Annotated in this window: 27 protein-coding genes; 18 read left to right on the plus strand and 9 right to left on the minus strand. The window is 53.0% G+C overall.

Features of this window, described 5'->3' with window-relative positions:
- The coding region (locus AAFH49_RS18970) for a hypothetical protein (protein WP_342300652.1) at nt 1-334 on the minus strand (334 nt) is incomplete at its 3' end.
- 918 nt (nt 335-1252) lie between these two features.
- On the opposite strand from AAFH49_RS18970, the gene AAFH49_RS18975 reads away from it, so the two are divergent.
- From AAFH49_RS18975 to AAFH49_RS19035, 13 genes are all read left to right on the plus strand, one after another.
- The gene (locus AAFH49_RS18975; protein ID WP_342300654.1) at nt 1253-2758 is read left to right on the plus strand and encodes a tellurite resistance TerB C-terminal domain-containing protein; all 1506 of its coding nucleotides are present in this window, start codon (nt 1253-1255) and stop codon (nt 2756-2758) included.
- Nucleotides 2752-4077, plus strand: coding sequence for an ATP-binding protein (locus tag AAFH49_RS18980; RefSeq protein ID WP_342300656.1), 1326 nt, complete (start codon nt 2752-2754; stop codon nt 4075-4077). Before AAFH49_RS18975 ends, AAFH49_RS18980 begins: the two co-directional genes overlap by 7 nt.
- Nucleotides 4077-6236 (plus strand): DEAD/DEAH box helicase, encoded by a 2160-nt coding sequence (locus tag AAFH49_RS18985; RefSeq protein WP_342300658.1) that lies wholly within the window; start codon nt 4077-4079, stop codon nt 6234-6236. The genes AAFH49_RS18980 and AAFH49_RS18985 overlap by 1 nt, the downstream gene beginning before the upstream one ends.
- Nucleotides 6237-6335: 99 nt before the next feature.
- Nucleotides 6336-7145, plus strand: a complete 810-nt coding sequence (locus AAFH49_RS18990) for a 3'-5' exonuclease (protein WP_342300659.1) — start codon at nt 6336-6338, stop codon at nt 7143-7145.
- An 85-nt stretch (nt 7146-7230) separates the two neighbouring features.
- Nucleotides 7231-7881 (plus strand): BRCT domain-containing protein, encoded by a 651-nt coding sequence (locus tag AAFH49_RS18995; RefSeq protein WP_342300661.1) that lies wholly within the window; start codon nt 7231-7233, stop codon nt 7879-7881.
- A gap of 294 nt (nt 7882-8175) precedes the next feature.
- On the plus strand, nt 8176-8523 hold the full coding sequence (locus tag AAFH49_RS19000; protein ID WP_342300663.1) for a hypothetical protein: 348 nt from the start codon (nt 8176-8178) through the stop codon (nt 8521-8523).
- The gene (locus AAFH49_RS19005) at nt 8520-9569 is read left to right on the plus strand and encodes a type II toxin-antitoxin system antitoxin SocA domain-containing protein (protein ID WP_342300664.1); all 1050 of its coding nucleotides are present in this window, start codon (nt 8520-8522) and stop codon (nt 9567-9569) included. Before AAFH49_RS19000 ends, AAFH49_RS19005 begins: the two co-directional genes overlap by 4 nt.
- A gap of 280 nt (nt 9570-9849) precedes the next feature.
- Nucleotides 9850-10071, plus strand: coding sequence for a DUF2188 domain-containing protein (locus AAFH49_RS19010; protein WP_342300665.1), 222 nt, complete (start codon nt 9850-9852; stop codon nt 10069-10071).
- Nucleotides 10072-10169: 98 nt separating this feature from the next.
- Nucleotides 10170-10784: a TIR domain-containing protein gene (locus AAFH49_RS19015; protein WP_342300666.1), complete on the plus strand. Its 615-nt coding sequence runs from the start codon at nt 10170-10172 to the stop codon at nt 10782-10784.
- Between the two features lie 8 nt (nt 10785-10792).
- A complete protein-coding gene (locus AAFH49_RS19020; RefSeq protein WP_342300668.1) occupies nt 10793-12238 on the plus strand; it encodes an SIR2 family protein in 1446 nt (481 codons plus the stop codon).
- Nucleotide 12239: 1 nt separating this feature from the next.
- Nucleotides 12240-12728, plus strand: coding sequence for a TIR domain-containing protein (locus AAFH49_RS19025; RefSeq protein WP_342300670.1), 489 nt, complete (start codon nt 12240-12242; stop codon nt 12726-12728).
- Nucleotides 12729-12828: 100 nt separating this feature from the next.
- Nucleotides 12829-13479, plus strand: coding sequence for a TIR domain-containing protein (locus AAFH49_RS19030; protein ID WP_342300672.1), 651 nt, complete (start codon nt 12829-12831; stop codon nt 13477-13479).
- Nucleotides 13480-13569: 90 nt separating this feature from the next.
- Nucleotides 13570-14175: a toll/interleukin-1 receptor domain-containing protein gene (locus AAFH49_RS19035; protein ID WP_342300674.1), complete on the plus strand. Its 606-nt coding sequence runs from the start codon at nt 13570-13572 to the stop codon at nt 14173-14175.
- Between the two features lie 79 nt (nt 14176-14254).
- Here AAFH49_RS19035 and AAFH49_RS19040 read toward each other — a convergent pair whose 3' ends face one another.
- The 4 genes from AAFH49_RS19040 to AAFH49_RS19055 are packed head-to-tail and all read right to left on the minus strand — an operon-like array spanning nt 14255 to nt 17288.
- A complete protein-coding gene (locus tag AAFH49_RS19040; RefSeq protein WP_342300676.1) occupies nt 14255-14911 on the minus strand; it encodes an Nmad2 family putative nucleotide modification protein in 657 nt (218 codons plus the stop codon).
- Nucleotides 14912-14929: 18 nt separating this feature from the next.
- Nucleotides 14930-15421: a TIR domain-containing protein gene (locus AAFH49_RS19045; protein ID WP_342300678.1), complete on the minus strand. Its 492-nt coding sequence runs from the start codon at nt 15419-15421 to the stop codon at nt 14930-14932.
- Entirely contained in the window at nt 15385-16401 is a 1017-nt protein-coding gene (locus tag AAFH49_RS19050) for a nucleotide kinase domain-containing protein (protein ID WP_342300680.1), read from the minus strand. Before AAFH49_RS19050 ends, AAFH49_RS19045 begins: the two co-directional genes overlap by 37 nt.
- The gene (locus AAFH49_RS19055; RefSeq protein WP_342300682.1) at nt 16401-17288 is read right to left on the minus strand and encodes a nucleoside triphosphate pyrophosphohydrolase family protein; all 888 of its coding nucleotides are present in this window, start codon (nt 17286-17288) and stop codon (nt 16401-16403) included. The genes AAFH49_RS19050 and AAFH49_RS19055 overlap by 1 nt, the downstream gene beginning before the upstream one ends.
- A gap of 188 nt (nt 17289-17476) precedes the next feature.
- Between AAFH49_RS19055 and AAFH49_RS19060 the strand changes: the two genes are divergently transcribed.
- The 3 genes from AAFH49_RS19060 to AAFH49_RS19070 all read left to right on the plus strand — a co-directional run bounded on the left by AAFH49_RS19060 (nt 17477) and on the right by AAFH49_RS19070 (nt 18469).
- Complete coding sequence (locus AAFH49_RS19060) at nt 17477-17749, plus strand: hypothetical protein (protein ID WP_342300684.1); 273 nt, start codon at nt 17477-17479, stop codon at nt 17747-17749.
- A gap of 85 nt (nt 17750-17834) precedes the next feature.
- The gene (locus AAFH49_RS19065; protein ID WP_425293347.1) at nt 17835-18158 is read left to right on the plus strand and encodes an IS1 family transposase; all 324 of its coding nucleotides are present in this window, start codon (nt 17835-17837) and stop codon (nt 18156-18158) included.
- Nucleotides 18159-18196: 38 nt separating this feature from the next.
- A complete protein-coding gene (locus AAFH49_RS19070; protein WP_342300685.1) occupies nt 18197-18469 on the plus strand; it encodes a transposase in 273 nt (90 codons plus the stop codon).
- A 126-nt stretch (nt 18470-18595) separates the two neighbouring features.
- Here AAFH49_RS19070 and AAFH49_RS19075 read toward each other — a convergent pair whose 3' ends face one another.
- The 4 genes from AAFH49_RS19075 to AAFH49_RS19090 all read right to left on the minus strand — a co-directional run bounded on the left by AAFH49_RS19075 (nt 18596) and on the right by AAFH49_RS19090 (nt 22613).
- Nucleotides 18596-19192, minus strand: coding sequence for a Thoeris type III anti-phage system protein ThcA (locus AAFH49_RS19075; protein WP_342300687.1), 597 nt, complete (start codon nt 19190-19192; stop codon nt 18596-18598).
- On the minus strand, nt 19174-20352 hold the full coding sequence (locus tag AAFH49_RS19080) for a Thoeris type III anti-phage system protein ThcB4 (protein WP_342300689.1): 1179 nt from the start codon (nt 20350-20352) through the stop codon (nt 19174-19176). Before AAFH49_RS19080 ends, AAFH49_RS19075 begins: the two co-directional genes overlap by 19 nt.
- Before the next feature lie 710 nt (nt 20353-21062).
- The gene (locus tag AAFH49_RS19085; protein ID WP_342300691.1) at nt 21063-22022 is read right to left on the minus strand and encodes a site-specific integrase; all 960 of its coding nucleotides are present in this window, start codon (nt 22020-22022) and stop codon (nt 21063-21065) included.
- Nucleotides 22023-22307: 285 nt separating this feature from the next.
- On the minus strand, nt 22308-22613 hold the full coding sequence (locus AAFH49_RS19090; RefSeq protein ID WP_342300693.1) for a hypothetical protein: 306 nt from the start codon (nt 22611-22613) through the stop codon (nt 22308-22310).
- Nucleotides 22614-22856: 243 nt separating this feature from the next.
- Here AAFH49_RS19090 and AAFH49_RS19095 point away from each other — a divergent pair, with 243 nt between their 5' ends.
- Together AAFH49_RS19095 and AAFH49_RS19100 are read left to right on the plus strand one after the other, a co-directional pair.
- Nucleotides 22857-23183: a helix-turn-helix domain-containing protein gene (locus tag AAFH49_RS19095; RefSeq protein ID WP_342300694.1), complete on the plus strand. Its 327-nt coding sequence runs from the start codon at nt 22857-22859 to the stop codon at nt 23181-23183.
- A partial coding sequence (locus tag AAFH49_RS19100) for a type II toxin-antitoxin system HipA family toxin (protein ID WP_342300696.1) occupies nt 23180-24345 on the plus strand: 1166 nt, incomplete at its 3' end. The genes AAFH49_RS19095 and AAFH49_RS19100, both read left to right, overlap by 4 nt.

The raw sequence follows: 24345 nt of genomic DNA on the forward strand, positions 1-24345 counted from the left end.
GCCACTTGACCAGATAGGACTTCATGTGGGCATCGGGACCCGCGTCGACCAGGAAACGACGGGTACCCACTTCGATGAGGGCTCCATCCCCTTGGCCCACGTCGAGGAAAAAGATTTTTAGGCCCATTTCATCGGTCGTATCCGCTGCCCGCATCCAACCCGTTTTGCCCATGGACCGGACGTTATAAAAACCGCCAATGGCGGCCGGCTGAAGCAGGGTCAGGTAGGAGCCCATCAACAGCCGGTTTACAATCTTGGAAGGCTGGCCACCGGCTACCGTGGGGTCGCCGTAAAAGGGCGCTTCGTTGTTGCGAACGTACAGGTGTTCAGTCATAGCAAAGTATGGATAGTAACCAAATGAGCATTAACCGGAAAGTGCCGCTGGCCTCGACGACGTCAGTAACCACAAAGCTTATGTGAGCAATTATATATAAATTTCTGTTTAATTCATAATTCCCCGTAATTACAGCGGTGCTATTTGCCGAGCTTGTGCAGCAACAGTACCTGCGGAACAGGTCAGTAACTTCACGGGCACCCTTATAAAAGCCATAGTCCACCCCAAAGCAGTCGCAGGCATCGCGACATAGGTCATAGCTTTTGCGCACAGTCCATTGGAGGAAAGGAGGTATTCGAAAAACCCTCTGCTATAAGACCTCGATAACCTGCGTTTTTGGGGCCTTTGGCGTGTCATCGGAATCCATTCGGGAAATAGTAGTTTAAGGAACGATTGCTTCGTTGAACGTTCGCGGTGCGCCATCCACCAGGCACTTAGGATATTTAGAATATTTATAAAGCACAACTACATGTTCTTGCATGCATAAGAATATGTGATGATTAGGATAAAATATTGCCTGGGTGTCGCCGGAGGATAAGTAATTCTGGCTAAAAAATGATTGCGGGTAGCGTAGCTTGGGAATCCTTTTGCATTCATCAAGTTGCTTTCCTCTACCGGATGTCTTCCGACGCTATTGCCGTTGCCTTTCTCAGTACAATTGTCATTTGCCTCGTGCGAGCCCATAAGCGCGGGCGTTCCATGGTGGGTTGGGGGCTTTTTGCCCTCTTTCTCTGGCCCTTGGCCCTGCTGGCTACATGGTTTGTCGGACCCAAAAAACGAGTAGGGGTAATCCGGCCCAATACATCCCCTGAGCCCGCCACCGCTCGCACGGCAATGCCTGTCATTAAAAGGTCAACGCCGTCCCCTCCAGCGGTTGCTTTGCTTCCCCCTACACCCTTTGCCGCTCAGCCTGATGCCATGATTATTGACGTCACAGGGCAAGACGTGCCCTTGCGCTTTCAAGTCACGGTGTCCGTGACGGAACCGGTTCGCTCACCTGCGCCGGCAACCAGCTATACGCCTCCCGATTACGGCTACGACATGCCCAAACTGGGCAAGCAGTACCGTAAAAAGCTCGACTTAACGCCGCAGCAAGTGGAGTGGCTCGACAAGTTTTGGCCACCCCATAACGTCTTTATCGAGCTAAAGGGGGGGTGCGTCGCGACGATTCAACTCTATTTGCAGGCGCTACCCGCGCTGGAAACGGCCATGCAGCGCAAGGGGGCCTCCTTAGCGGCAGTGGTGGCGCAGACCCAAGAAGAGAGCCTGCGGCTGCGAAAAACAACGCCAAATCCCTATGGCTATAGCTGGAATGAGTACGACGAGGGGTATCAGCGGGACCAGATCGAAGCCACGATCTACTCGACAATTTTCCGGCGCTGCGAAAACGTAGTGCGCGAGGCCTACGGCCATAAACGCAAGCTGGCGGCAGAATTCACCGGGATGGACGGGGCGTTGGCTGCCGGATTGGAAATGGAGCTGGGACAGTTCCTGGACGCCCTGTTGCCCAGCCTTGCGGCGACGATCAGTGCCCCCGACGAGGCCACCGAACTCGCCCTGAACTTACAGAACGTTACCCGGTGGAAGCAGCAACTTGAGCAACTCGCCGCGCACCTCAGCACCACGACGGCAGAGGCGTTTGCAGAGGGCGTGCAGCAGCTAGGGCAGCGCAACGCCCGCAACCCGGCCCTGGAGAACATCTTTTTTGAAGCCTCCAAGCTCATGGCCAGGTTTGACCGGGAAGCGGCCCTGCGCTTCTACCTGCAGTACGTGTACCACGATTTGAATTCGGTCACCATCAACAACAAGCCCTTAGCCAAGACCATCCAGAAAAGCCTGTTCCCACAGCCGGACCAGTTACAACGGTTCGAGGCAATCATCAATCAGTTGGTGCAGGATAAAAACCTGCCGCAGGCCCTGAGCCAGGTCCCAACCGTATATGCCCGCCAGCGGCGAAAAATTGAACTCGACCTGGGGGCCATCCGCGCCGTGCAGCACCAGCACGCCGGCACGGTGGAATTACTCAACGAATACTTGCAGGACGAACCGGAAACGACTGCAGCACCGGTATCCATCCCGCCACTCGCCCCGTTCGTTTCGGAAGCGCTGCCGGAAGAAGAGATTCAACTGGCGGTCCTGGCCCCGGCACCCGTCGTGACCACTACCAGCGGTGCGTTTGCCGCCGCCTGGGCATTGACCGCTACCCAGGAAGCCCTGTTGGCCCGTTTCGCAGCGCAAGAGCTGACGCTGCCGCAAGCGGAGGTGGAAGCGTTTGCCCGGCAGCACGGGGCCCTGCGCAACCAACTCATCGACAGCATCAACGAGCAATGCTACGAGCGTCTGGATGATGTCTTGATTGAAGAAGACGGCGACACTTATACCATTTACGAATCATACTACCAGCAACTGGCTACCCCATGCTAGACAACATCAAGCCCAAAGAAGCTACGGCTATCATCAATTCCCTGCTCGGGGGCGTCGTGCCTAAGGTCGGCGTGCAGCACATTACGGTGGGCCGCTCGCCCGAGATTGAGGCCTTTGTCAAGGCCCTCGACGACGTGAAGAGCGGCCACAGCATGGTCAAGTTCTGGATTGGGGACTTTGGCTCGGGCAAGTCGTTCATGCTGCACCTGCTCAACACGGTCGCGCTGAAGCAGAAGTTCGTGGTGGCCAACGCCGATTTTACGCCCGATAACCGGCTCTACGCCAACGACGGCAAGGGCGTGGCCCTGTACTCGTCCATCATGGACAACATTGCCATTCAAACCAAGCCCGAAGGCGGGGCGCTGGCCACGCTGCTGGAGAAGTGGATTGAGCAGGTCATCACCAAGACCGCCCAGGAGCAGGGCATTGCGCTGGGCGACATCCGCGACCCGCAGTACCTGCCCCGGATTCAGGCCAGCATCATGCAGACCATTCAGGAGCTGACCGACGTGGGCGGCTTTGACTTCGGCATGGTGGTGCTCAAGTACTACGAGGGCTACGTGACGGAAAACGACCTGTTGCGGCGCAATGCCCTCAAGTGGCTGAAAGGAGAGTACCGCACCAAGACCGAGGCCCGGCAGGACCTGGGCGTGCGCGAAATCATCAACGACCTGAACTACTACGACATGCTCAAGAACTTCTGCCGGTTGTTCGTGAGCATGGGCTACAGCGGGTTCATGATCAACTTGGACGAGGCCATCAACCTCTACAAAATATCCACCGCCGTGATGCGGGAGAAGAACTACGAGAAGATTCTGACTATCTACAACGACTGCTTCCAGGGCAAAGTCAGCAACTTCTTCCTCAACTTCGCCGGGACGCGCGAGGTGCTTGAGAACGACCGCCGGGGCTTGTTCAGCTACCAGGCCCTGAAGTCCCGGCTCGAAACCAACAAGTTTGAAACCGCCGGCCTGCGCGACTTCGCCCAGCCCGTCATCCGGCTGCTGCCGCTGACGCACAACGAGGTGTTCGTCCTGCTGCAGAAGCTCAAGGAAATCTTCGACTTCAATTACAAGACGCAACTCGACGTGACGGCGAATGACATTCAGGCCTTCATGGAAGAAATGTTCAACAAGCCCGGGGCCAGCGAGTTTCTGACCCCGCGCGAAGTCATCCGGGATTTTCTCAACATCCTGAGCCTGCTGCGGCAGAACCCGGGCCTGGACAAGCAGCAGTTGTTCGGCGACATTGAAATCCGTGACGAGCGCCCGAATGAGTCGGCCGTGGACCACTTGGTCGATAGCATCGAGGTGCTCTAATGTCCTTCGACCTGCTTGCCGAACCCATCCGCCGCTACGTGCGCGACCAGCGTTGGGAATCGCTACGTCCCATCCAGGCGGCGGCCATTCAGCACATTCTGGCCACGGATGATAACTACATCCTGGCCTCCCGCACGGCGTCCGGCAAAACGGAGGCGGCGTTTTTGCCCATTCTCTCGAAGGTTGACTTTCGCCAGCCCGGCGTGCGGGTGCTTTACATCTCCCCGCTGATTGCCCTCATCAACGACCAGTTCCACCGCATCGAGCAGCTATGCAAGTACCTGGATGTAAAAGTGACCAAGTGGCACGGGGAGGCCAGCCGGGCGGAGAAGAAGAAGCTCGTGCAGCAGCCCGAGGGCATTGTGCTCATCACCCCCGAATCCTTGGAAGCCATGTTTGTCAATGCTCCGTACAGCGTCCACGCGCTGTTTGAGCACTTGCAGTACGTGGTAATTGACGAAATCCACTCCTTCCTGGGCACCGACCGGGGCATTCACTTAAAATCCCTGCTTTCCCGGCTGGAAGCGGTGACGGCGGCCCGTTCTTTTGTCATTGTCGGCCTCTCGGCCACCATCGGGGACTACGCCGAGGCCAAGCGCTTCACCGGCCACGAAGAGCGCACCAAAGTGCTGCTTGACCGGGCGAGCAAGGACATGCTGACGTCGTTCCGGTATTTCAGTGGGAAGGACGATAGCGGCGACGTGCCCTTGAGTCTGTTAAAAGACTTGTATAAACAGACGAGCACCAGTAAAGTGCTCATCTTTCCCAATAGCCGGGGCCTGGCCGAAGTCATTGCCGTGAAGCTGCGGCAGATTGCCGACCGGGTCGGGGGGCACGACAAGTACTTCTCGCACCACTCCTCGGTGGACAAGGAAGTGCGCGAGTACGTGGAGCACTTCGCCAAGAACAACCAGCGCCAGCCCTTTTGCATTGCGTGTACTTCTACGCTGGAGCTGGGCATTGACATTGGCTCCGTGGAGAAGGTCGTGCAGGTTGACGCGGCACACTCTATTGCCTCGCTCATCCAGCGCGTGGGCCGCAGCGGCCGCCGGGAAGGGGAGCAGAGCGAGCTGCTGCTCTACGCCACCAAGCCCTGGAGCCTGCTGCAGTCCCTGGCCTGCTGGCTGCTCTACCAGGAAGGATTCGTCGAGCCGTTGCGCACGGCCACGAAGCCCTACGACATGGTCCTGCACCAGGCGCTCTCCATTACCAAGCAGCTCTCGGGGTGCTCGGAATCGGAATTAATAGCCCGTCTGCAGGCTAATGCGGCATTCAGCACCGTTACGGCTGCTCAGATAACCGAAATCCTGGCGGAATTGGTCCGCATCGACTGGCTGGAACGCCTGCCCCAGGAGCTGATTATTGGGGTGGAAGGCGAGTTTACCGTCAATTCCCGGGACTTCTACAGTGTGTTCCAGACCGAGTCGGCCTTCAAGGTGCAGCACGCGGGCAAAACCATTGGGGAAATACCGCTTACGCCGCAGGTGCGGGAAGACGAAAACCTGCTGCTGGCGGCCAAGATTTGGAAAATCAAGTACATCGACGTGCCCACGAAGAAAATCGAGGTCATTCCCACCCATGACGGCAAGCGGCCCATCTTTTTGGGCGGTGGTGGGGTAGTTGATGCCAGGGTGCGGGAGAAAATGCTCCAGCTGCTTCGCACGGCCAGCATCCACCCCGAGTTGGACGCGGCCAGTCAACAGGAGCTGCGGGAGCTGCGGCAGGAATTCGCTGGCTTTGGCCTCACGGACGATGCTCACGAGCGCCCCGTGCAGATCAAGGAGGAGAAGCTAGTGCTCTACACGTTCACCAGCACCAAGATTAACCGCAGCCTAGTCTTCCTGTTGAACGCGCTGGACGTATCCGTGCCCTACGACTACGACGAGTCCACCAGTAGCTTCACCCTCACGCTGCCGCCGGCCCGGTTGCCCGAATTGCTGGAGCAATTGCGGCTGTATGCGCAGGACGTGGAGGTGCACCTGCTCGCGGCCATCCAGGAGAATCCCGGGTTGCTGGATTTTGCCAAGTGGGGCGCCTCTTTGCCGATTTATTACCAGAGCGAAGTGCTCAAGGAACGCTACTTCGACTTTGACGGGACTGCGACCTTTCTGCAGGAACTGCGGCCCGTCTTTTCCAGCGAAGCAATAGCGGCTACCTAAGCCGAAAAACGTCATGGTGAATGGTCCGAATCGTCGTTCGCTCTCCCACTTCCTTTCCTGCCCTGTCTTTCTCCCCCGCCTTTTCACCTTACCCTCTGCATGCTAAAACTGACGCGTCCCCTGGCCATTTATGACCTGGAAACCACCGGCACCAACCCGGTAAGCGACCGGATTGTCGAAATCTCCATTCTGAAGGTTTTCCCGGATGGGACGCGGGAAGTAAGAACCCGCAAGCTGAACCCCGAGCAGCTCATCCCCAGCGAAGCCACGGCCGTGCATGGCATTACCGACGCCGACGTCGCGGAACAACCTCTCTTCAGGCAAATTGCCAAGGGGCTTTTCAGCTACCTGTCCGACTGTGATTTGTGCACCTTTAACGGGAAGCGCTTCGATGTGCCGCTTTTAGCGGAAGAGTTTGCGCGGGTACAACTGGACTTTCCGGGCCGGGATGTGGCCATCGTCGACGTGTTTGATATCTATCGCATCTTGAACCCGCGGAGTTTATCGGCCGCCGTGCTGCAATACCTGAACCGGGAGCACACCCTGGCCCACTCGGCCGAAGCCGATACGACCGTGACCTTTGAGCTGTTGGAAGCCATGATTAGGGGGCCCTTGACCACTTTCGTCGGAGAGGATAAGAAAATCACGGCCGAAGAGCTCTTCTGTCCCAGTGGGCTCTGCGACTTCGGCGACGGCATCCATCATGGGCGCTCGCGCTCGGTGCGCATTGACCCCGCCGGCAAACTCGTGCGCAACCCCGAAGGGGCTATTGTCTGGAATTTTGGCAAGCATACCGGACTGCCAGTCATCAAAACCGACACGGGATTTATCAATTGGCTGCTGAACAATGACTTTCCGGAGACAACTAAAATAACGGTGCGGAAAGTAGTCGCAGGCGCCGTGGTCTAAGGCGCCGTAGTCGCAGTCCGCAACAGCGTGTTTAGTGACATAAGTTTTTAATAAATCAACCTTTCATTTAGCTACTCACAAACGTATGGCGAGTCAATTTACCCCCAGCGATGCCCATGGCCAGCCCGTCCGCCTCTTCCATCGGGCGAACAATAGCGCGAAAGCCGTTGACCAACTTGTCGGCATCTGCACCGGCATCCTGGCCGATGGCGAAGTGAACGAAAACGAAGCCATTTTCTTCGCCGAGTGGGTGCGCAAGCACGCGCCGGCGGAACCGGTCTGGCCCTTTACGGATGTCCTCCACCGCATTGAGCGCATTTTTGCGGATGGCGTCTGCGACGCGGAAGAACGCGGGGAACTGAAAGGCGTGATGGAGGCGCTCTGCGGGTTCACGGAAGAGCCGGTGCCGATGGCCGAGAATCTGTCGACATCGCTGCCGCTGTGCATGCCCCAGCCGTACCCCTTGGTATTTGCGAACCAGCAGTTCGTCGTGACCGGGAAGTTTGCCTATGGCGCTCGTTCCGCGGTATTCGATGCCATTTCCGCCCTGGGTGGGCTACCGACCGATTCCGCGCCAACCCGGACCACCAACTATGTGGTTATTGGGGTATTTGCCAGTCGGGATTGGATCAATACCAGCCACGGCCGAAAAATTGAGAAGGCTGTTGAATTGCGCGGAAAGGGAACGGGCATCAACATCATTTCAGAAGAACACTGGAAGCAGTTTGTGCAGTAAAGGCTCCGGGCATAGGTGATGAGTTCAGTTTAGGCTAGCTGCGGTCGACGTACCAGGCACCGGTAAGTGAGGATAATGAGCAGCTATGAATGAGTTGCGGGCTGGTGGCGCGGGTAGATGACAAGCCTAACAGCGCCTGAATTTTTTACAGGGTTGACTAACGGCTGGATTGCCCTTTCATGTGCTTAAAAGGGTTTGATAACCTATTATTCTTAAACATCCACTAAAAAGTGGAACTTTGCGTACAGCGTATTATCTTTGATACCCGAAGCCCCCTCAACTACCCTACTGGAGGTGGAAAGCTATTTACTGGCCTTCCAGACCAAACTGAGTGTTTTCAGCGTCGTTTTCCTCGACCGTGATAAAAACAGCACCAAGACCTTACTTAAGCTGGGAATCTCGGGCGATAACCGCCTGGCCTGTCTGCGCGAGCTGGTGCCCACCGATTACGTGCAAGGTCCAACGCCCAACCAGCAGCCCACGGAAGCTCCGCTGTGGGTATTTGGCCGCACGATCCGGCGGCACGAAATCTATATCAAGGTGACGCTGGGCCGGCCCAATGGCTCGGTCTTGTGCATCTCATTCCATCTGGCTGAGCACCCGCTCAGCTACCCATTCAAATCCGCATCCGCCAACTCATGATACAGACCCGAATTCCCAGTCCCCTGGCCGACGGTTACGCAGAGCTGCGCCAGGAACCCGATATGCAGTCCTTCCGCAAGGAGGAGTTTAGCTACATGTACCATTGCTACGAGTGCGAGGTCACGAAAGAGCGTTTCACGACGCCCGAGTTGGACAACCTCAACACCTCGCAGATTTACAACCAGTACCGGGAGAAGCATCAGTTTATGTTTCCGCAGCAGATTACGGCCATGCGGGAGCGGTACGGTCTGACGGCGGCCCGCATGGCGCTGGTATTGGACTTTGGCCCCAACCAGTACACCAATTACGAGAACGGCGAAATGCCCAGCGCTTCCAACGCCAAGATTCTGCGGCTGGCCAGCGACCCGGTGACGTTCCTGAGCATCGTGCGCGACAAGAAGGACGAACTGCGGGTGAACGAGTACGAAAAGCTGCGCCGCCACCTCGATACCCTGATTGATGAGGCGCAGACCCCACAGCGAATCGGCGGGTTGGTGGTGCGTAGCGCCGCTCAGGTTGCGCCTGACCCTGACGAGTACACGGGGTATGTGCTGCCCGATTCGGACAAGTTCGCGGAGCTGGTGCTATTCTTCTTCAGCCATCTGGATAATCTATTCAAAGTGAAGCTGCTGAAACTGCTGTTCTACTGCGATTTTCAGCACTATCGACTAACGGCCCATGCCATTACGGGCCAACGCTATCGCGCCATTCAGCACGGGCCGGTGCCGCAGGAATACGGCCAGCGGCTACAGGAAATGGTTCAGGAAGGATTGCTAACGGCCAGCTTCCACGAAAGCATGGTGCACAGCGCCGACAATAGTCCGGTGCTGGTGTACAAGGCAACGCGGAAGGCCAATCTGGAAGTCTTTACCGATTCAGAGCGGCAGGTGATTGAGCAGGTATACCAGAAGCTGGGCAAGAAAAGCCGAGCGGAGCTGGAAAGCCTGAGTCATACCGAGCAGGCCTGGAAAGATAATAATGCCCAGAATGGGCGCATCAGTTACCAAGAATACGCCTACGACTTGCGGTCATTGCCGCTCGCGTAGGCGTTTTGTTTTACCCTTTAGCGTTATTGAATGGCTACGCATTAAACAAAAACAGTCGCCGCAGGCCGCGGCGACTGACGAAGAGAAAAGTAATTTACGATTGGACCCGTGGTTACTATGGCCGGGAATTGCTCCCCGGTGTCTTCTCCCTTCAATTTTTAAGTGAGAGCGCAAAGGTAGCGGCATCCCGTTACGGAACAAGACTTTGCCCTGTTGCGAGGCCCGGCGTTGCACACCCCCCGTTACCGGGTGGGCAGAACCCTTTTTGCCTATACGTAACATGCCTAAAAACACACATGTGGTGCCCCGCCCAACTGGCTGGGGCGTTATCACCGAAGGAGCCAGCCGCGCCGGCGTGGTCACTCAAACACAGGCCGAGGCTATTGCCATAGCTCGCCAACTCTCCATTAACCGGGGCAGCGAAATGCTGGTTCACGGGGAAAACGGCCGCATCCGGGCTCGAAACAGCTATGGCAACGACCCGACGCGCAGCAAAGGCTAGAGTGGAAGCTCCCCATTACTGCCACAACATATAGTGGGGGCTTTTTCTTGCTCCAATGCGGGCATTTCATAACTTCTTTTCGTCACCCCCCTGCCATCATGGCTCTTTTCACCGAGCAACAAATCCTTAATCGTGTACGCAGCCAGAGTGTAAGTGGCTTAGGCAGCGTCAACGAGAGCGTCAAAGCCAATGTGCTTTTGAGCGAAGCCCGAACCTTTCAGAACAGCACTCAGGGAGTGCAAAAGACTTACGACATTTTTTTGTCACACAGCACAAACGATTCCCCCAAGGTAGCGGGGCTGAAGCTACTCTTGGAAGACTTGGGCTTCAGTGTGTACGTGGACTGGATTGAAGACCCGCAGATGAACCGGTCGAATGTAACTAAGGCCACCGCAGCTGTATTAAAAGCGCGAATGCACTCCTGCAAGTCACTTTTTTATGCCTTCTCTGAAAACTCATCAGGTTCCAAATGGATGCCTTGGGAATTAGGCTATTTCGACGGCGTGAAGCAGAAGGCAGCGGTGCTTCCAATTAAATCCAACGCACAGGACACAAACGAATTTCAAGGCACTGAATACTTGGGCCTTTATCACTATATCACGGTGCAAGATGATATGACTGGAAGAAGACGGCTTTGGGTGCGCGAGAGTAGCACTAAATACGTCGTATACGAAGACTGGCTCGATAACAACCAACAGCCTACTCAACGCTAATAAAGACTATGATGACGCATGAACAAGAACGATTCGTCAAGGATTTCGTCGAGCACCTATTTGCAGGTGATGCCGGCATTTTTGCTGGAGCTGGCTTATCGGCTGGGGCTGGCTTTGTGAACTGGGCGGGCCTACTGGCTGATGTTGCCGAGGACTTGGAGCTCCAGATTGACCGCGAAACAGACCTTATTTCGCTGGCTCAGTTTCACATCAACGCCAAAGGGCGCAATAAGATAAACCAGAAGATTCTCGAGGAATTCACTTCTGAGGTGGAGGAGACGGAGAATCATCGTATTCTGGCCCGATTGCCTATTGGCACTATCTGGACCACCAACTACGATACGCTGATTGAGGATTCCATCAAGAAAGCGGGCAAGCTCGCCGATGTTAAGCATACCGTACCGCAGCTGGCCAACAGCAAGCCCAAAAAGGACGTGACAGTGTATAAAATGCACGGCGATGTCAACCATCCGAACGATGCCATCATCACGAAAGATGATTACGAGACCTATCATGTCAAATACCAGCCCTATGTGACAGCGCTCAGCAGCGACCTTATCACAAAAACATTCCTATTCCTTGGTTTCAGCTTCACCGACCCCAATCTGGATTACATTCTGAGCCGGGTTCGGATGAATTTTGAAAAGAACTTCAAGAACCACTATTGCTTCATTCGCAAGGTGAAGATGGGAGAAAAAGGCTCGGAAGAGGAAGCCGATTTCAAATACAATAGCCGGCGGCAGGCATTGATGATAAACGACTTGAAGCGGTTTCACATCGAAGCCATCCTAATTGACGAGTACGCAGACATCACGGCGATCTTAAATGAAGTAGAGCGGCAATACAAACGCAAAACTGTGCTTATTTCGGGTAGTGCTGAAGATTACGGCGCTTACGACCGCAACGAAGCCATTGGCTTCATTCACAAGCTCAGCGGCGAGTTGGTGAAAAGCAGCTTCACGATTGTGAACGGCTTTGGATGGGGAGTAGGCAGCGCGGTCATCAACGGAGCGCTGGAAGTAATCCATAAACAGCCAGGCAAATTCAGCGAAAGCCAATTGGTGATGCGGCCGTTTCCACAATTCGAAACAGGGAAACAGAAACTGCCTGAGTTATGGCACGACTACCGGGTGCGGATGACGACCTACGCAGGTGTGGCTGTTTTTCTATTCGGCAACAAGGGAGTGGACGGGAAGGTCGTGTCGGCCGATGGCGTCCGCAAGGAATTTGACATTGCCCACGCGCAAGGCCTCGTGCTACTGCCCGTCGGGGCGACTGGCTACATGGCTCACACCCTGTGGGAAGAAGTAATGGCTGATTACGCGAAATACTACCCTACTGCGCCAGCTGAGTTTCGACCAATGCTTGAAAAGCTGGGCGACGAGTCGCTGCCGTTGCCGGCCCACATCGATACTATTAAGCTAATTTTGACCCTATTCAATCGCCCGAGCTAATATGGCACGCAACGTTTACTTCAGCTTTCATTACCAGCGCGACATCTTCCGGGTGCAAACAGTGCGCAACGCATGGGTTTGTTATCCATCCAACCGGCACGCAGGCTATTTCGACCATGGCCTTTGGGAAGAAGCAAAAACCAAAGGAGCTGCCGTCATCCGCAAAATGATTGACGAAGGCATGCAGCAGACAGGCGTAACGGTGGTGCTCATCGGAGCAGAAACGGCCAGCCGCCAATGGGTCGACTACGAAATCCGACGCAGCATCGAGTTGGGCAAAGGACTGGTAGGCATCCGCATCAACAATATCGATTCCATGGGAAGAGGTATTGATTACGCGGGCACCAATCCATTCAACGCCTACGGCCCTCATTCTGGCAACAGTCTCCGCACGGCCTACGAGGTGCCGATTTATGACTGGATACACGACCAGGGATACCGAAACTTTGGCGCTTGGGTAGAAGCCGCTGCAGTAAGGGCGGGACGCTAAAGTGATTTTGGATACGCAGTTTCTCTCCTTGGTTTCTGCATAAATGATTTTGCGGGCGGGAAAATAGGCCAGGAGAATCACCCAATCAATATCTGTCAAAATGGCTCGCACCACTTTTTTTAGCTTTCACTACAAGGACGTTGAGTCGTTTCGCGTCAACGTTGTGCGCAATAGTAGCATGTTCAAAAAGCCAGGAGATACCTCAAAGGTCATCGATGGTTCTATTTGGGAAGAGGCCGAGCTGAAAGGGGATGCGGCGCTTATCAGGTTGGTGAATGAAAATCTGGTTGGAACAAGTGTAACGGCCGTATTGATTGGGACAGAGACGCATAGCCGCCGCTGGGTTAAATATGAGCTAGTTAAAAGCTTTGTGAGCGGCAACGCCATTCTGGGGGTAAACCTGAACCGCATCCGTGAGCGGGAAACCAGCAGCATCACCCCCAAAGGACTCAATCCATTGGACCGCCTAGCCATCTATGTGCCCGACGATTATAGGACGCTCACATTTCTTGAATTAGTGAACGGGCGCTGGCAAACATTTGCGCTCTTGCCCCAAGTACTTAACCGTAAAAGCAATTCGATTTATTTCGAAAAATCCTTGAGGGCTTACTTGGGCATGGTTGGAGACCAGGACCGTAAGATTCGCTTTTCAGCCCTATTCGATACATTTTGCTGGAAAACGGACGATGGCTATAACAACCTAGCATCTTGGGCAGAAGATGCACTAGCCAAAAAAACGCACCAGCTCTAATCGGCCGTTGCATACGGTTTGCAGTATCGCTCAACCTTTCCCGTCTCGTTGCCATCAGCACTACAACGGAAAAATATTACCTGATTAAATATGGCACTAATCACACAGCAACAGATTTTGAAAAACTATAACCCACCGTTTGCAAAATCCATGAATGAGTCGGTGAGCGAAGCAGCAGCAGCCAGACTTCAAAGGTCGGCTACCAAAGCTTTCAGCATCACCGAGCACTACGACGTTTTTTTGTGTCACGCATTCAAAGATGCGCAATACGTGGAGGCAATTAAAGAATTCCTGGAATCCCACGGCCTGATGGTTTACGTTGACTGGATTGATGACCCGCAGTTAAATCGGACACGCGTGACACCCGCAACCGCTGCTAAATTGCGCGGCGCAATGCGCCGCAGCACGAGCCTGCTCTACGCGGCATCCGTAAATGCTTCCGTATCCAAATGGATGCCTTGGGAGTTAGGTTACAGCGATGCTTTTCACGGCCGGGTTGCCATCCTGCCACTCGCAGATGAAAACGGGTTGGTTGAGGCTTACCAAGGGCAGGAATTCATGGGGATTTACCCCTATGTTGACGATGATGAAAGCGGAATGCTATTTCTCAATAGTCAACAAGAGTCCAGAAATGTGCCAATCCAAACTTGGCTTCAAGGGCGCGGAAATTCAAGTCTTCAACTGATAAAAGGATAACAGTTGGGCTGTCATAAATTGACATCAAGCTTGAATTGATGATAGCCGAGAAGTCATTTCGGTCAGGATATGCCGAGAACTAGCTCATGCGGTTCGTTTCCACAGAATAATGGCCGGTGCTCTTATCAAAATTGAATGGGTCGGCTAATACCAAGTTGAGTGAATCGGCATGCTCCCTTTCAATCCACTGGATAAGAGGTTCCGCAGCAGGGTGTGGAAAGACCCGGTGGTCTATAGCATTCACGTAGCCAATTGCCGAAAGCATCCCGTCAGGTAGTGCAACGGCTGAACTACCAAAGTAATAGAAATAGGTGGATACCAAGACATTCCTAGAGCTGGTGTCGCGCCCAAGGTTATACTCATTAAGGCTACCATCAGGCTCACTATGATGGGATGGTGCTTGATGCCACGACGCATCTTCATCCAAATAATAGATGTTGTCTCCCACCATCATTTTCCTGCTGCCATTGCGCACGGGTTTCTTGTCATGAAATTCCGGGTCAAGCCAGTATTCATTGAACGTTAGCTTGTTAGTGACTTTCATGGCAAAAATACATTTGCCGGTCGCTTTCAATCGTTGCCCTCCTAAACCGATAACCCAGTCACCAATCTGGGCCGTACTCCGGATTCGAGGCTTGCAAGTGGCCAGCGTACACACCCCATGGAAAGGATTAGGCGCGAATCCTAGGTCGCGGTCGACGACATATAGATATACTTGTGGCAGTTTGCGCGGCATTGGGTGAAATGTTGGTAGTTAGCACTTATAGGTGTCACTCTGCGAGGAGCTGCGGAGGGCTCCGGCAGGGGTTTGGTAAGTAGTGGCCCCATCAATAGCTCCCATAATGCTCGCGGTGTTCCATTTAACGATGGTGGAACTGTACTTCGCCAGACTCGGGGGAATATCGGCTTCGGTGCCACCACGCAGGAATACCCCCACAATTCGCTTACCCTGCTCATTAGCCTTGTCAATCTCCCAGTTAACCCAGGGCCGGGTATGCGTGTCTTTTCCAATCAAGACCACTACAGTTCCAGCCCAGGAAATTTTCATGCGCAGGATGCGTGCAATTGTGGCATCGCTTACCCGCTTTTCGTCCATCCTTCGCTGGTTTTCGGGCTTTAGCCGAACGGAGCTGTTTCGAATGTCGTGCCCGTTCCCAGCAAGCAGATTAGTAAGTTCGGTTACTTTGGCATCGTCCTGGTGATGATGGCTTATGAAAACATGGCGACGTTTGCTTCCTGTAGGCATTGCTGGGGGAGTTTATCATTGATTTCCCACTTAGGCGGGAAAAAGAGCGGCAAAGGAGCATTACTGGCCGTAAATTTCTGTTTGATGCGGGTCCGGCCGGATTTTCCCGTGATATCAGGATGAGTGCCTCGCAAGTACTTATCTACTTCGCAAAACAAATTTTGACAATCAATAAGTTGCAGGTTCCTGCCCCACAGCGTGGGCAACGGCAGGGCCAACTGATTACACGCTTCCCCTTGCTCGTCCGTCATCATTTTGATGGTGTCCTCAAAAGAATAATCTCCGAGAGAATCGAAGCATTTCAAGATGCCATTTTTGGCACCTGGACCCGCAATGACGAAATCCATCTCAGAAAAATTGGTAAGTGGGCTGTAATTTAAGTCAATTGCATATTGAAAAGCTAAGAAAGGGCCCAAAGAAGGGTAGGATAAAAGCATTTCATAGACTGCTTGCAAGCTTTGGCAGCTTTCCAAAGAGGCATACAGTTTATCTTTTATCATGCGGTCTAGTAAGGCCAGATGATTGCTGTGCTTTAATTTGTAGCCAAACACATTTCCAGCAGAAGGCATGATGTAAGCAGCAGAATACACCTTGTACTTCATTGCCATCCGCGAGGTTAGCAATTGGTCGTAGTGGTCAACAGTGAACGAGTTGATATTTATGCCACCAGTTTCCTTTTCCAGGTATTTGTAAGTTTCAATTCGATTAAAAATTTTGAAAAGCAGCGTCTTGAAAAAGACATTTCTGGCATCATAATCCTCCTCATACTGTAGGTTAATCAGGTATTGACTTACACGGTCTGAAGCACGGAAAATATTGGTAAAACGATTAGCTGACAATACCGGGTCATTGGTCCAAGGACCTTGAGACATGTTAAGACGGCGGGTAAAGATATCGTTACGATTTACCGCAAACTGCCAATAAATGGGGTAAAGAGCCGATTTTTTCGGTTTTGAAAGGCGCGTGAAATGAGTTGGCATTATTTTCCTAAGTAGATAAGCTTACGTTCTGCGGGTGACACCAGTACTCGCCCCCCCTGGTTCTCAACTACCTGATGAAATACCTTATAGGATTCTATAATCGTTTTCTCCCATTGAAACGAAGTAACCGTCGCAACTTCCAAGTCAATTACGAGTTGCCTGATGCTATTGAGCAAATCGGTGTCTATTCTATCACTTTCACGAAGCATTTTATTTCCTTTTGCATAATTATAAATGATTAGGGTAATTGCCTCTTCGGCTACTTGTGGCCGGCCTCTGTCTTCTGCATCGAGGGTTAAGGAGTCGCTTTTGCGTTTTAACTTCATCAAATGCCGTAGTACGGGAGACCAGCCCAGAAACGCAATGTGCCCCAAGTGAAACACGTCGTGGTACCGATATTGATTGGGAATTCGGGCGTTGTCAGTCAAGGCATCGCCTAAATCCACTGATTCAGCAGGTGGTTCTTTCTCCCAGACCATTCTTACTGTCAACAGAGTGTCTTGAACTTCTTCAATAAAGTTGATGACAAAGGAGTTCGGGAATTGCTCTGCGTACTGCTCGTCAAATCGTGGAATGTCCAACAAGTGAATTTCCTGGAACCGGTCAGTTGTTTTGGCAAGGTTGCGCTCGGCTATCTCATCCAAGGAGAGCTGATAATGAGACGCGATTGCGGAGATATACCACAGAACATCTCCCAACTCTTCGGCAAGCTTATCCGGAAAGCTGCCAAAGCCTTTTCCATCACGGATTGCCTTTTTTAAGAGCGTAAGCACTGAGCCAGCTTCGCCGGCCAGGCCAAGATAACCCATGAAAAAATGCTCTTGGTCAGCGGAAGTGTACCTCTGGACTGTTGAAACGGCCCGTTCTTGGTACTCCTGAAGAGTCATATAGGATAGAAAAATGGTGATTAGCCAGTCGCGGCTACCTCAATGTAAGGAGCAAGTGCTTGAAGGTAATGCATGCGAAGTGTTTCGGTAGTCGGTAGCACCTTTGGCGGTGGTCTAACTCATGTGAATAGCGTATAGGCCCTATGCTAATCACGATTCACTTGTGCGGGCGTTGTCCAAGTGAGCACATGCGCAAAAACGGCAGCAATGGCGGACGTGCCAAATATCAATGTGCCAAATGCGGTTACCATGGCTACTTGCAGCCTGCAGCGCCGGCGGCCCGCTACGCGCAAGTGGAGAAGCTGCTGGCAGAGCGCAACTCACAGCGCAGTATCGTGCGGGCCACGGGCGTTTCCCGCATGACCGTGGCCAATCTGGCAAAAAAAAGCGCAATCAGCCAGCCCACCGCTGCCGCGCCGGCGGCCGAAATAAGCCCAGCGCAAGCGTTGGGAAGTACTTGAACTGGATGAAATGTGGACGTTTGTGGGCTGCAAATAACGAAAAGTATGGCTGTGGCTAGCCGTCGAGCGGGCCAGCCGACGCATCGTGGCCTGGGTGCTGGGCACGCGTGGTACGGCCACCTGCCGCCGGCTCTGGGCCGCGTTGCCAGCCCGCTATCGTTGCCACTGCTGGTATCATACCGACGAGTGGCCGGCCTACGCCGCCGTGCTGCCGCCGCACGCGCACCGGCGCGACGAGCCGGGCCAAACCAACGTGGTCGAAGCCCTCAACTGCTCCTTGCGCCAGCGCTGCGGCGTGCTGGTGCGCAAATCCTGTTCGTTCAGCAAGTCATTGAGCATGCACCAAGCACGTATCAAAATTGCCATTAACCAGCATAGCGCCTCAGTCACATTGTATGAGGTATTCTAGGTAAAACGGACAGTGAGAAGTCTAAACTTTCACTGCCCATGACCGAGAAACTGAATTCTGGTGGAATCCCCACTACCCGAAAAAAATACACACCGGCCTTTAAGGCGGAGTGCGTGCGCCAAGTGGCCGCTGGTGCCCGGCAAAGCGACGTGGCCCGTGCCCAGGGCATTTCGCCCGCACTGCTGGGTCGCTGGCAGCGCCAAGCCTTGGAAGCAGCCGTGCCCAGCAGCGCGGAGCGCGATGAAATCAGGCAACTACGGGCCGCGCTCAAACGCGTGGAAATAGAGCGCGATATTTTAAAAAAGTCGTGACCATCTTTTCCCAACCGCCTCATTCATGAGCTGATACGCCTTTATCGCGGCCTGCGCCGAGCCTTGGCAGGTGCAACTGCTGTGCCAGGTGCTGAGCGTGAGCTCAGCCGGCTACCACCCCATATTCTAAATTTGTTCTAATAACAAATTTTGAAACAAGGACATGTACCCATAATCTTTCAATAATCTTGGGTTCTTGAATTTGACAGGGAGCTTATTGTCGTATACAACTTTTGTCGCTGCCCCAGTGCTTGCTATAGGTAGTATTAGGGCGCTAGGATGCATTTCTACAAACATCTTATACTCGTCTTCAATACCATCCATGCCACCTATAAAAACAGCTGCTGAGAACTGGTTCTCGGAAAGCATTTGTTCTCTCATTAGCCCAATGCTGGCAAGAATATCCTTACCCTTTGGGGTGAATATGACGTTTTCGAATTTGTTATTGTCGTCAGGGAAAGAACCTTCAAACCAAAGGGATTGATACAGTTTTACATGCTCCTGTATATTTAATCCTAGGCGCTCCATTACATAATAAATTAATGGAGTTATCGAAGGATGGCCGCCCCAGACTAACACATGTTTAGGAAGAACTACAGTTGTTAATGCAATTATCGCATCTCTTACCGCAGTTATATCTACAGTGTTAAAATACTTTGCGTTCCGGCCTGGCAAGGGAATACTTGCAGATAAAAAAACCTTTTTTAGTTGTTCTGAAGCCATGATTTGAATTCTTGCTTTTTCAATGTTTTAACATCTATGTTGAGATTTTTATTCAGCCAGTCCAAATGTTCAATCCACTTCTCCCTTATGCGTAAGTCATCGTATATTAACCGAATACTGACTTTTCCGGAACTCATTTCATTTTTTATCTCTGCAGTTTGACAGCTTGTCGATTGCGGTATGCCGATAGTTGGAATGAAAATTCGTCGCTTTCCCAATGGAAGTTCTTCAGTTAAAAACCTTTCTGGCTGAACAACAATAGTTTTCCCAAGACTACTAGCTATGTTCCTAAAATCCGTTATCAAGCTATCTTGTCTAGCAGCTAGGTTCCTTGCTCTAATTGACTCGACATCTTTAATTAGTTCGTTAATGACACTCTGTTTCAGCTTAGACTTGTCTTTGTCATTGTAAATATCATCTTCAAAGTCAGATTCAGTTAGTTGCTTAGGATAGCTGATATGGGTAGTACTGTCATCCTTTAAATCATGATGTGGCCATACGAGCTGAACTATTCCAATTTGTTTTGCTCCAGCTTCAGCAAACTCTTCTTTACACCAGTAACTTGTTGAAAAATCAGGTGTATTTAATAGTACAATAACGTCGCAGTCAGTCATACGGTGCCAAAGCTCATCTTGGAAAGGGGCTCCTTTGGGGACTGAATGTGTATCCAAAAACACATCAAAATTGTGCGCTTCTAAAGACTCAAATAACTGGATGGCAACAGATGTTGATTCACTTCTTCTATAGCTGATAAATACTTTTCTCTCACTTCTTAATAAGCCAAATGATTCAAGTGCAGTACTAACTATCTTTTCCCTCTCAATCTCGTTGTACTGAATACCATTTTGGTTTGCTAAAATTCCAGGTATCTCTCTTGAAAATGATTCATCATTAAAATAAATTGGTAAAATCATGGACCCATCTTTTATAAGTAAATCGGTCAATTCTAGGTCTTCATGATTGCCATCTATGTTCCCAAAATAAAATACGAAGCAAGGTTGGTTGCCCATATATTCATCTTGAAAATTGTTTCTATCTATGCATTTGTAAGCATCTATAGGAAGATTTAGCTCTTTGAATCTTTCATCAAATAAATTGAGGATTTCTTTGGCAGCTTCTGCGTTGCTTCCAAGAGTTACTAACTGGTACTTATATTTCATTATGTTTAAATTGGTTTTGTTTTGACTGTCGTATACTGGCTATCCGGGACTTGCTTCAATTCGAGTCGAGGCGTTGCCATATCCAATTGGCTGGGTGGCAATATCGATGTTTCTAGCTGCTTTCTCTCAGCTTACTAGTATAAACACTCTATCAGCTTGACATTAAGTTTGATAAATTTTACTTCTGGTAGTTTCATACAATTCCAACTATACAATGCCTATTGGTGACATCAACTGCAAAAATACTTGATTGGAGTTCTTGCGGACGGTGCCATCGCAGATAATTCAAACCAAATGAGCAGACCACCTGGCCTGCTCGTTTCATTTCACCCTACACCTCAAAGTGCGGCTGGTCCTTATAGTGCCCCGGAAAATTACCACCCTAGTGCACCCGCGCCTCGGCCGCCTTCATCAGTCGCGCAAACTTGCCCAGCAGGGTAGTGGAGCAGTTCACTCAGCGCCCGACTCGGCAACGCGTTGTAATTGCTTTCCCCGCCGCGCTTATAAGTCATAATGAGCCCCGGCGCCGACCGGCCGGGCGTGTATAATTCGTCCTGCCGCGCCGTGCTCCTATACCTTTCCGTCACAAACAGCAGCCCCAGCACCATCATTGCTGGTCTGCAATTTCTGGAGTATTGGCCAGCAACATAAACAGGGCAAATGGCCTATCGCAACCATTTTACATCTTGTAAAGGAACGTCCTTGGTATGTTACAAGCCTAATTCCTTGGCCGCATTATGCTGCTGCACATTGTCCAGCCGGGTGTAGCGCCGAATCATGGCACTGGTCTTGTGCTTGGTCTGGTTCATGATTTTGCTGTCGTCGGCCCCGTTGAGCTTGGCCACCGTCACAAAAGAAGCCCGCAAGGAGTGCGCCGTATAGCCCGGCCCCAGGTAACGCTGCACCAGCGTGTTGATGGTCTGGTCCGACAGCCGATTAGTCGTGAGGCGGTTGCCCTTGCGTAACATGACAAACACCGGTCCTTCGTTACGCTCTAACAACTCCAGCCACGCCCTGAGAGAGCGAATCGGACACACGGCGGGCTCAGGGGAGTAGAAAATGGCCTTTTCCTCGTAGTCGCCCAATTGGTTGGTTTTGCTCTTGCCCAGCGAGACAATGAGGCAATCCTCCGCAAAGCGCAGGTCCTGCACGTTGAGCGCGGTCAGCTCCGAGCGGCGAAAGGCCCCGGTGAAGCCCAGCAGCAGAATGGCCCGGTCGCGCAGCCCGGCCACGGTTTCGACAGCCAGGCCGCGAACCAGCTGTTTGAGCTGCGCCACCGAAAAGGCCGGGGCCTGTTTCTGGCGCACGCCGTGCACCCGGCGCACGCCGTCCATAAAAATCTTAAACTGCTTGTCGTCCGTGGGCGAATCGACGCCGCGCACCGCGTGGGCCTTGCTGATGGCCGCGCAGTGCTGCTCCAGGGTGCCGACCTTTTTGCCGGTGTCGGCCAGGTGGGCACAGAATCCCACCAACGCATCGACCGCCGCCGGCAAGGGCTCGAACCCATGCGCGGTGCACCAGGTGCTGAAGCGCTTCAGGTGGGCGGCGTAGGCCCGGGCCGTATTCGGGGCGCCGGTCAGCCCGGCCTCGACGTAGCGGGCAGCCGCGCCGGTGTGGTGCGCCAGCCCGTGGCCGACGGGATTCATGGTAAGGGCAACGGAGTTTTCCATGCAGCCTATATATAAGGTATACTTGCCCGGTTTGGGGTTGGGTCCGCAAGATAGCAGATAGGTAGTGATAAAACTTACTAATCGATACCTATTGTCAAACGAACAAGGCCGCCATTTGTCGTGCCATTTAGGTATCATAAGTAACAATTATGATGTCTAAAATGATGTCTAAACTTTAGGCAAGTCGTCAATCGGGCTGAGCATGGGGATTCGCCACGGGAGGTTCATCGTGCCAAAACAGATTCACTGGTGTCTCGCTCCAGACCGCGGGTAGTCAATGCCGGCTCAGGAGCGACGTGGTGGAATTTTCACAACATGCGCCAGTTTCTTGTAGGGGTTATCCATGGTTTGGCGACACCCTTCCATGATAGAGTCCACTTCGACGTGCAAGTCAGTGCCAGCACTCGGAATGCCTCGGGCAAAGCGCAGAATTTCGGATGCCTTGTCGCGCACGGCTTGTTCCTGGTTCGTGTAATTGCTATGCCGTGGCCGCGTACTCGGAATGGCCTGCTGGAGTCGGGCTAGGTCATTGTAATGTTCGTGGAGGTCGAGCACTTGATTGTAAATGGCGTTGTACACGGAATCGGACATAGCAACGAGGCGAAAAGCTTGTAAATGCAGTGTGTTGTTAAAGATATACCAAGCCGAGTTGAGAAGTTACAAGAGGTTAGTTAATGTATACTATACGTATCATTAGGGCTAAAATACCTACTTAATGCATCTTGTAAGTATCATTAACTGCGAATCCGTTTTATGAACAATTTCCCTGTTAATGCTATCTTTACGTAGCATTAACAGGGAAAACAGGGCTTAACGTTACGCAAACGCATCATTATGGACTGGTACACTTTATCCGATGTGGCCGCGGTAAGAGAAATTGGCCGAAACCTGCAGCTGATTCGTTTGAATCAGGACATCTCCCAACAAGAGTTGGCCGACCAGACCGGTCTGAGCCGGCTGACCATCAGTCAGGTTGAAAACGGACGTCCCGCTTCTACCCTAACGCTGGTGCAGCTCCTGCGGGCACTAGGGCGGCTGGATGTACTGGAGGTCCTAGAAGAATCCGCCACCATCAGCCCCTTGCAGGCGGCGCGGCTGGCGCGGCAGCAGCGGCAGCGTGCCAGCCGCCGGGACGAAAACACTTCAGCCCCCGGACTATGACTCCCGCAAACACCGCTACCGTTTCTATTTGGGGCCAACAAGTTGGGGCCGTACTTTGGGATGAAAGACGTCGGGTTGGCCGCTTTGAATACGAGCCCACGTTTGTTCGCACCGGGTTGGAACTTGCGCCGCTGACGATGCCGCTGCCGCAAGGTCGCCGGTCCCGCATCTTCGACTTTCCAACCCTTAACCGGGATACCTATCAGGGCTTGCCTGGTCTGCTCGCCGATAGCCTGCCCGACCGGTACGGGCGTCAACTCATCGACGCTTGGCTAGCGTCACGGGGCAGAGACGCGGCCTCCTTCACGCCTATCGAGCATCTATGCTACCTCGGCCACCGGGGCATGGGCGCGCTGGTGTACGAACCGGCCTCGCAGCCCGCGCTGGAAAAAGGGGCCTCGCTGGAAGTGGGGGAGCTTGTGAAATTCGCCCGGCAGGTGCTGACCAATCGGGAAAGCCTGCGCACGTCGCTGGCCACCAATGCCGCCGAGGGCCTGGCCGAAATCATCAGCGTGGGTACTTCCGCCGGCGGCGCCCGCGCCAAGGCCGTGATTGCCTATAATTCCGTCACAAAGGAAGTTCGCTCGGGGCAGGTCGATGCCCCCGCGGGCTTTGAGCACTGGCTGCTCAAACTCGACGGGGTAACCAATGCCAGTCTGGGCGACCCGGCCGGGTACGGCCGCATCGAGTATGCCTACCACCTGATGGCCCGGCAGGCGGGGATAGAGATGACCGATTGCCGGCTAGAGGAGGAGAACGGCCGGGCGCACTTCATGACGCGGCGATTTGACCGGGTGGACGGCAGCCAGCGGCTGCATATGCAAACGCTCTGTGGGCTGGCGCATTTCGACTACAACCGACCCGGAGCATACACCTACGAGCAGGCTTTTCAGGTCTTGCTCAAACTCCGGTTGCCACACCCGGCCGTAGAGGAACTCTACCGGCGCATGGTCTTCAACGTGGTGGCGCGCAACCAGGACGACCACACCAAGAACATTTCCTTTCTGATGAACCCGGCGGGCAAGTGGAGTTTGTCCCCGGCGTACGACGTGACGTATTCCTACAACCCCACGGGACAATGGTCCAGCCAGCACCAGATGACGCTGGCAGGCAAGGTCGACGATTTTACGGAAGAGGATTTTCTGCACCTGGCCAAAAACGT

The sequence above is a fragment of the Hymenobacter segetis genome, from assembly GCF_038448715.1.
Classification (GTDB): domain Bacteria; phylum Bacteroidota; class Bacteroidia; order Cytophagales; family Hymenobacteraceae; genus Hymenobacter; species Hymenobacter segetis.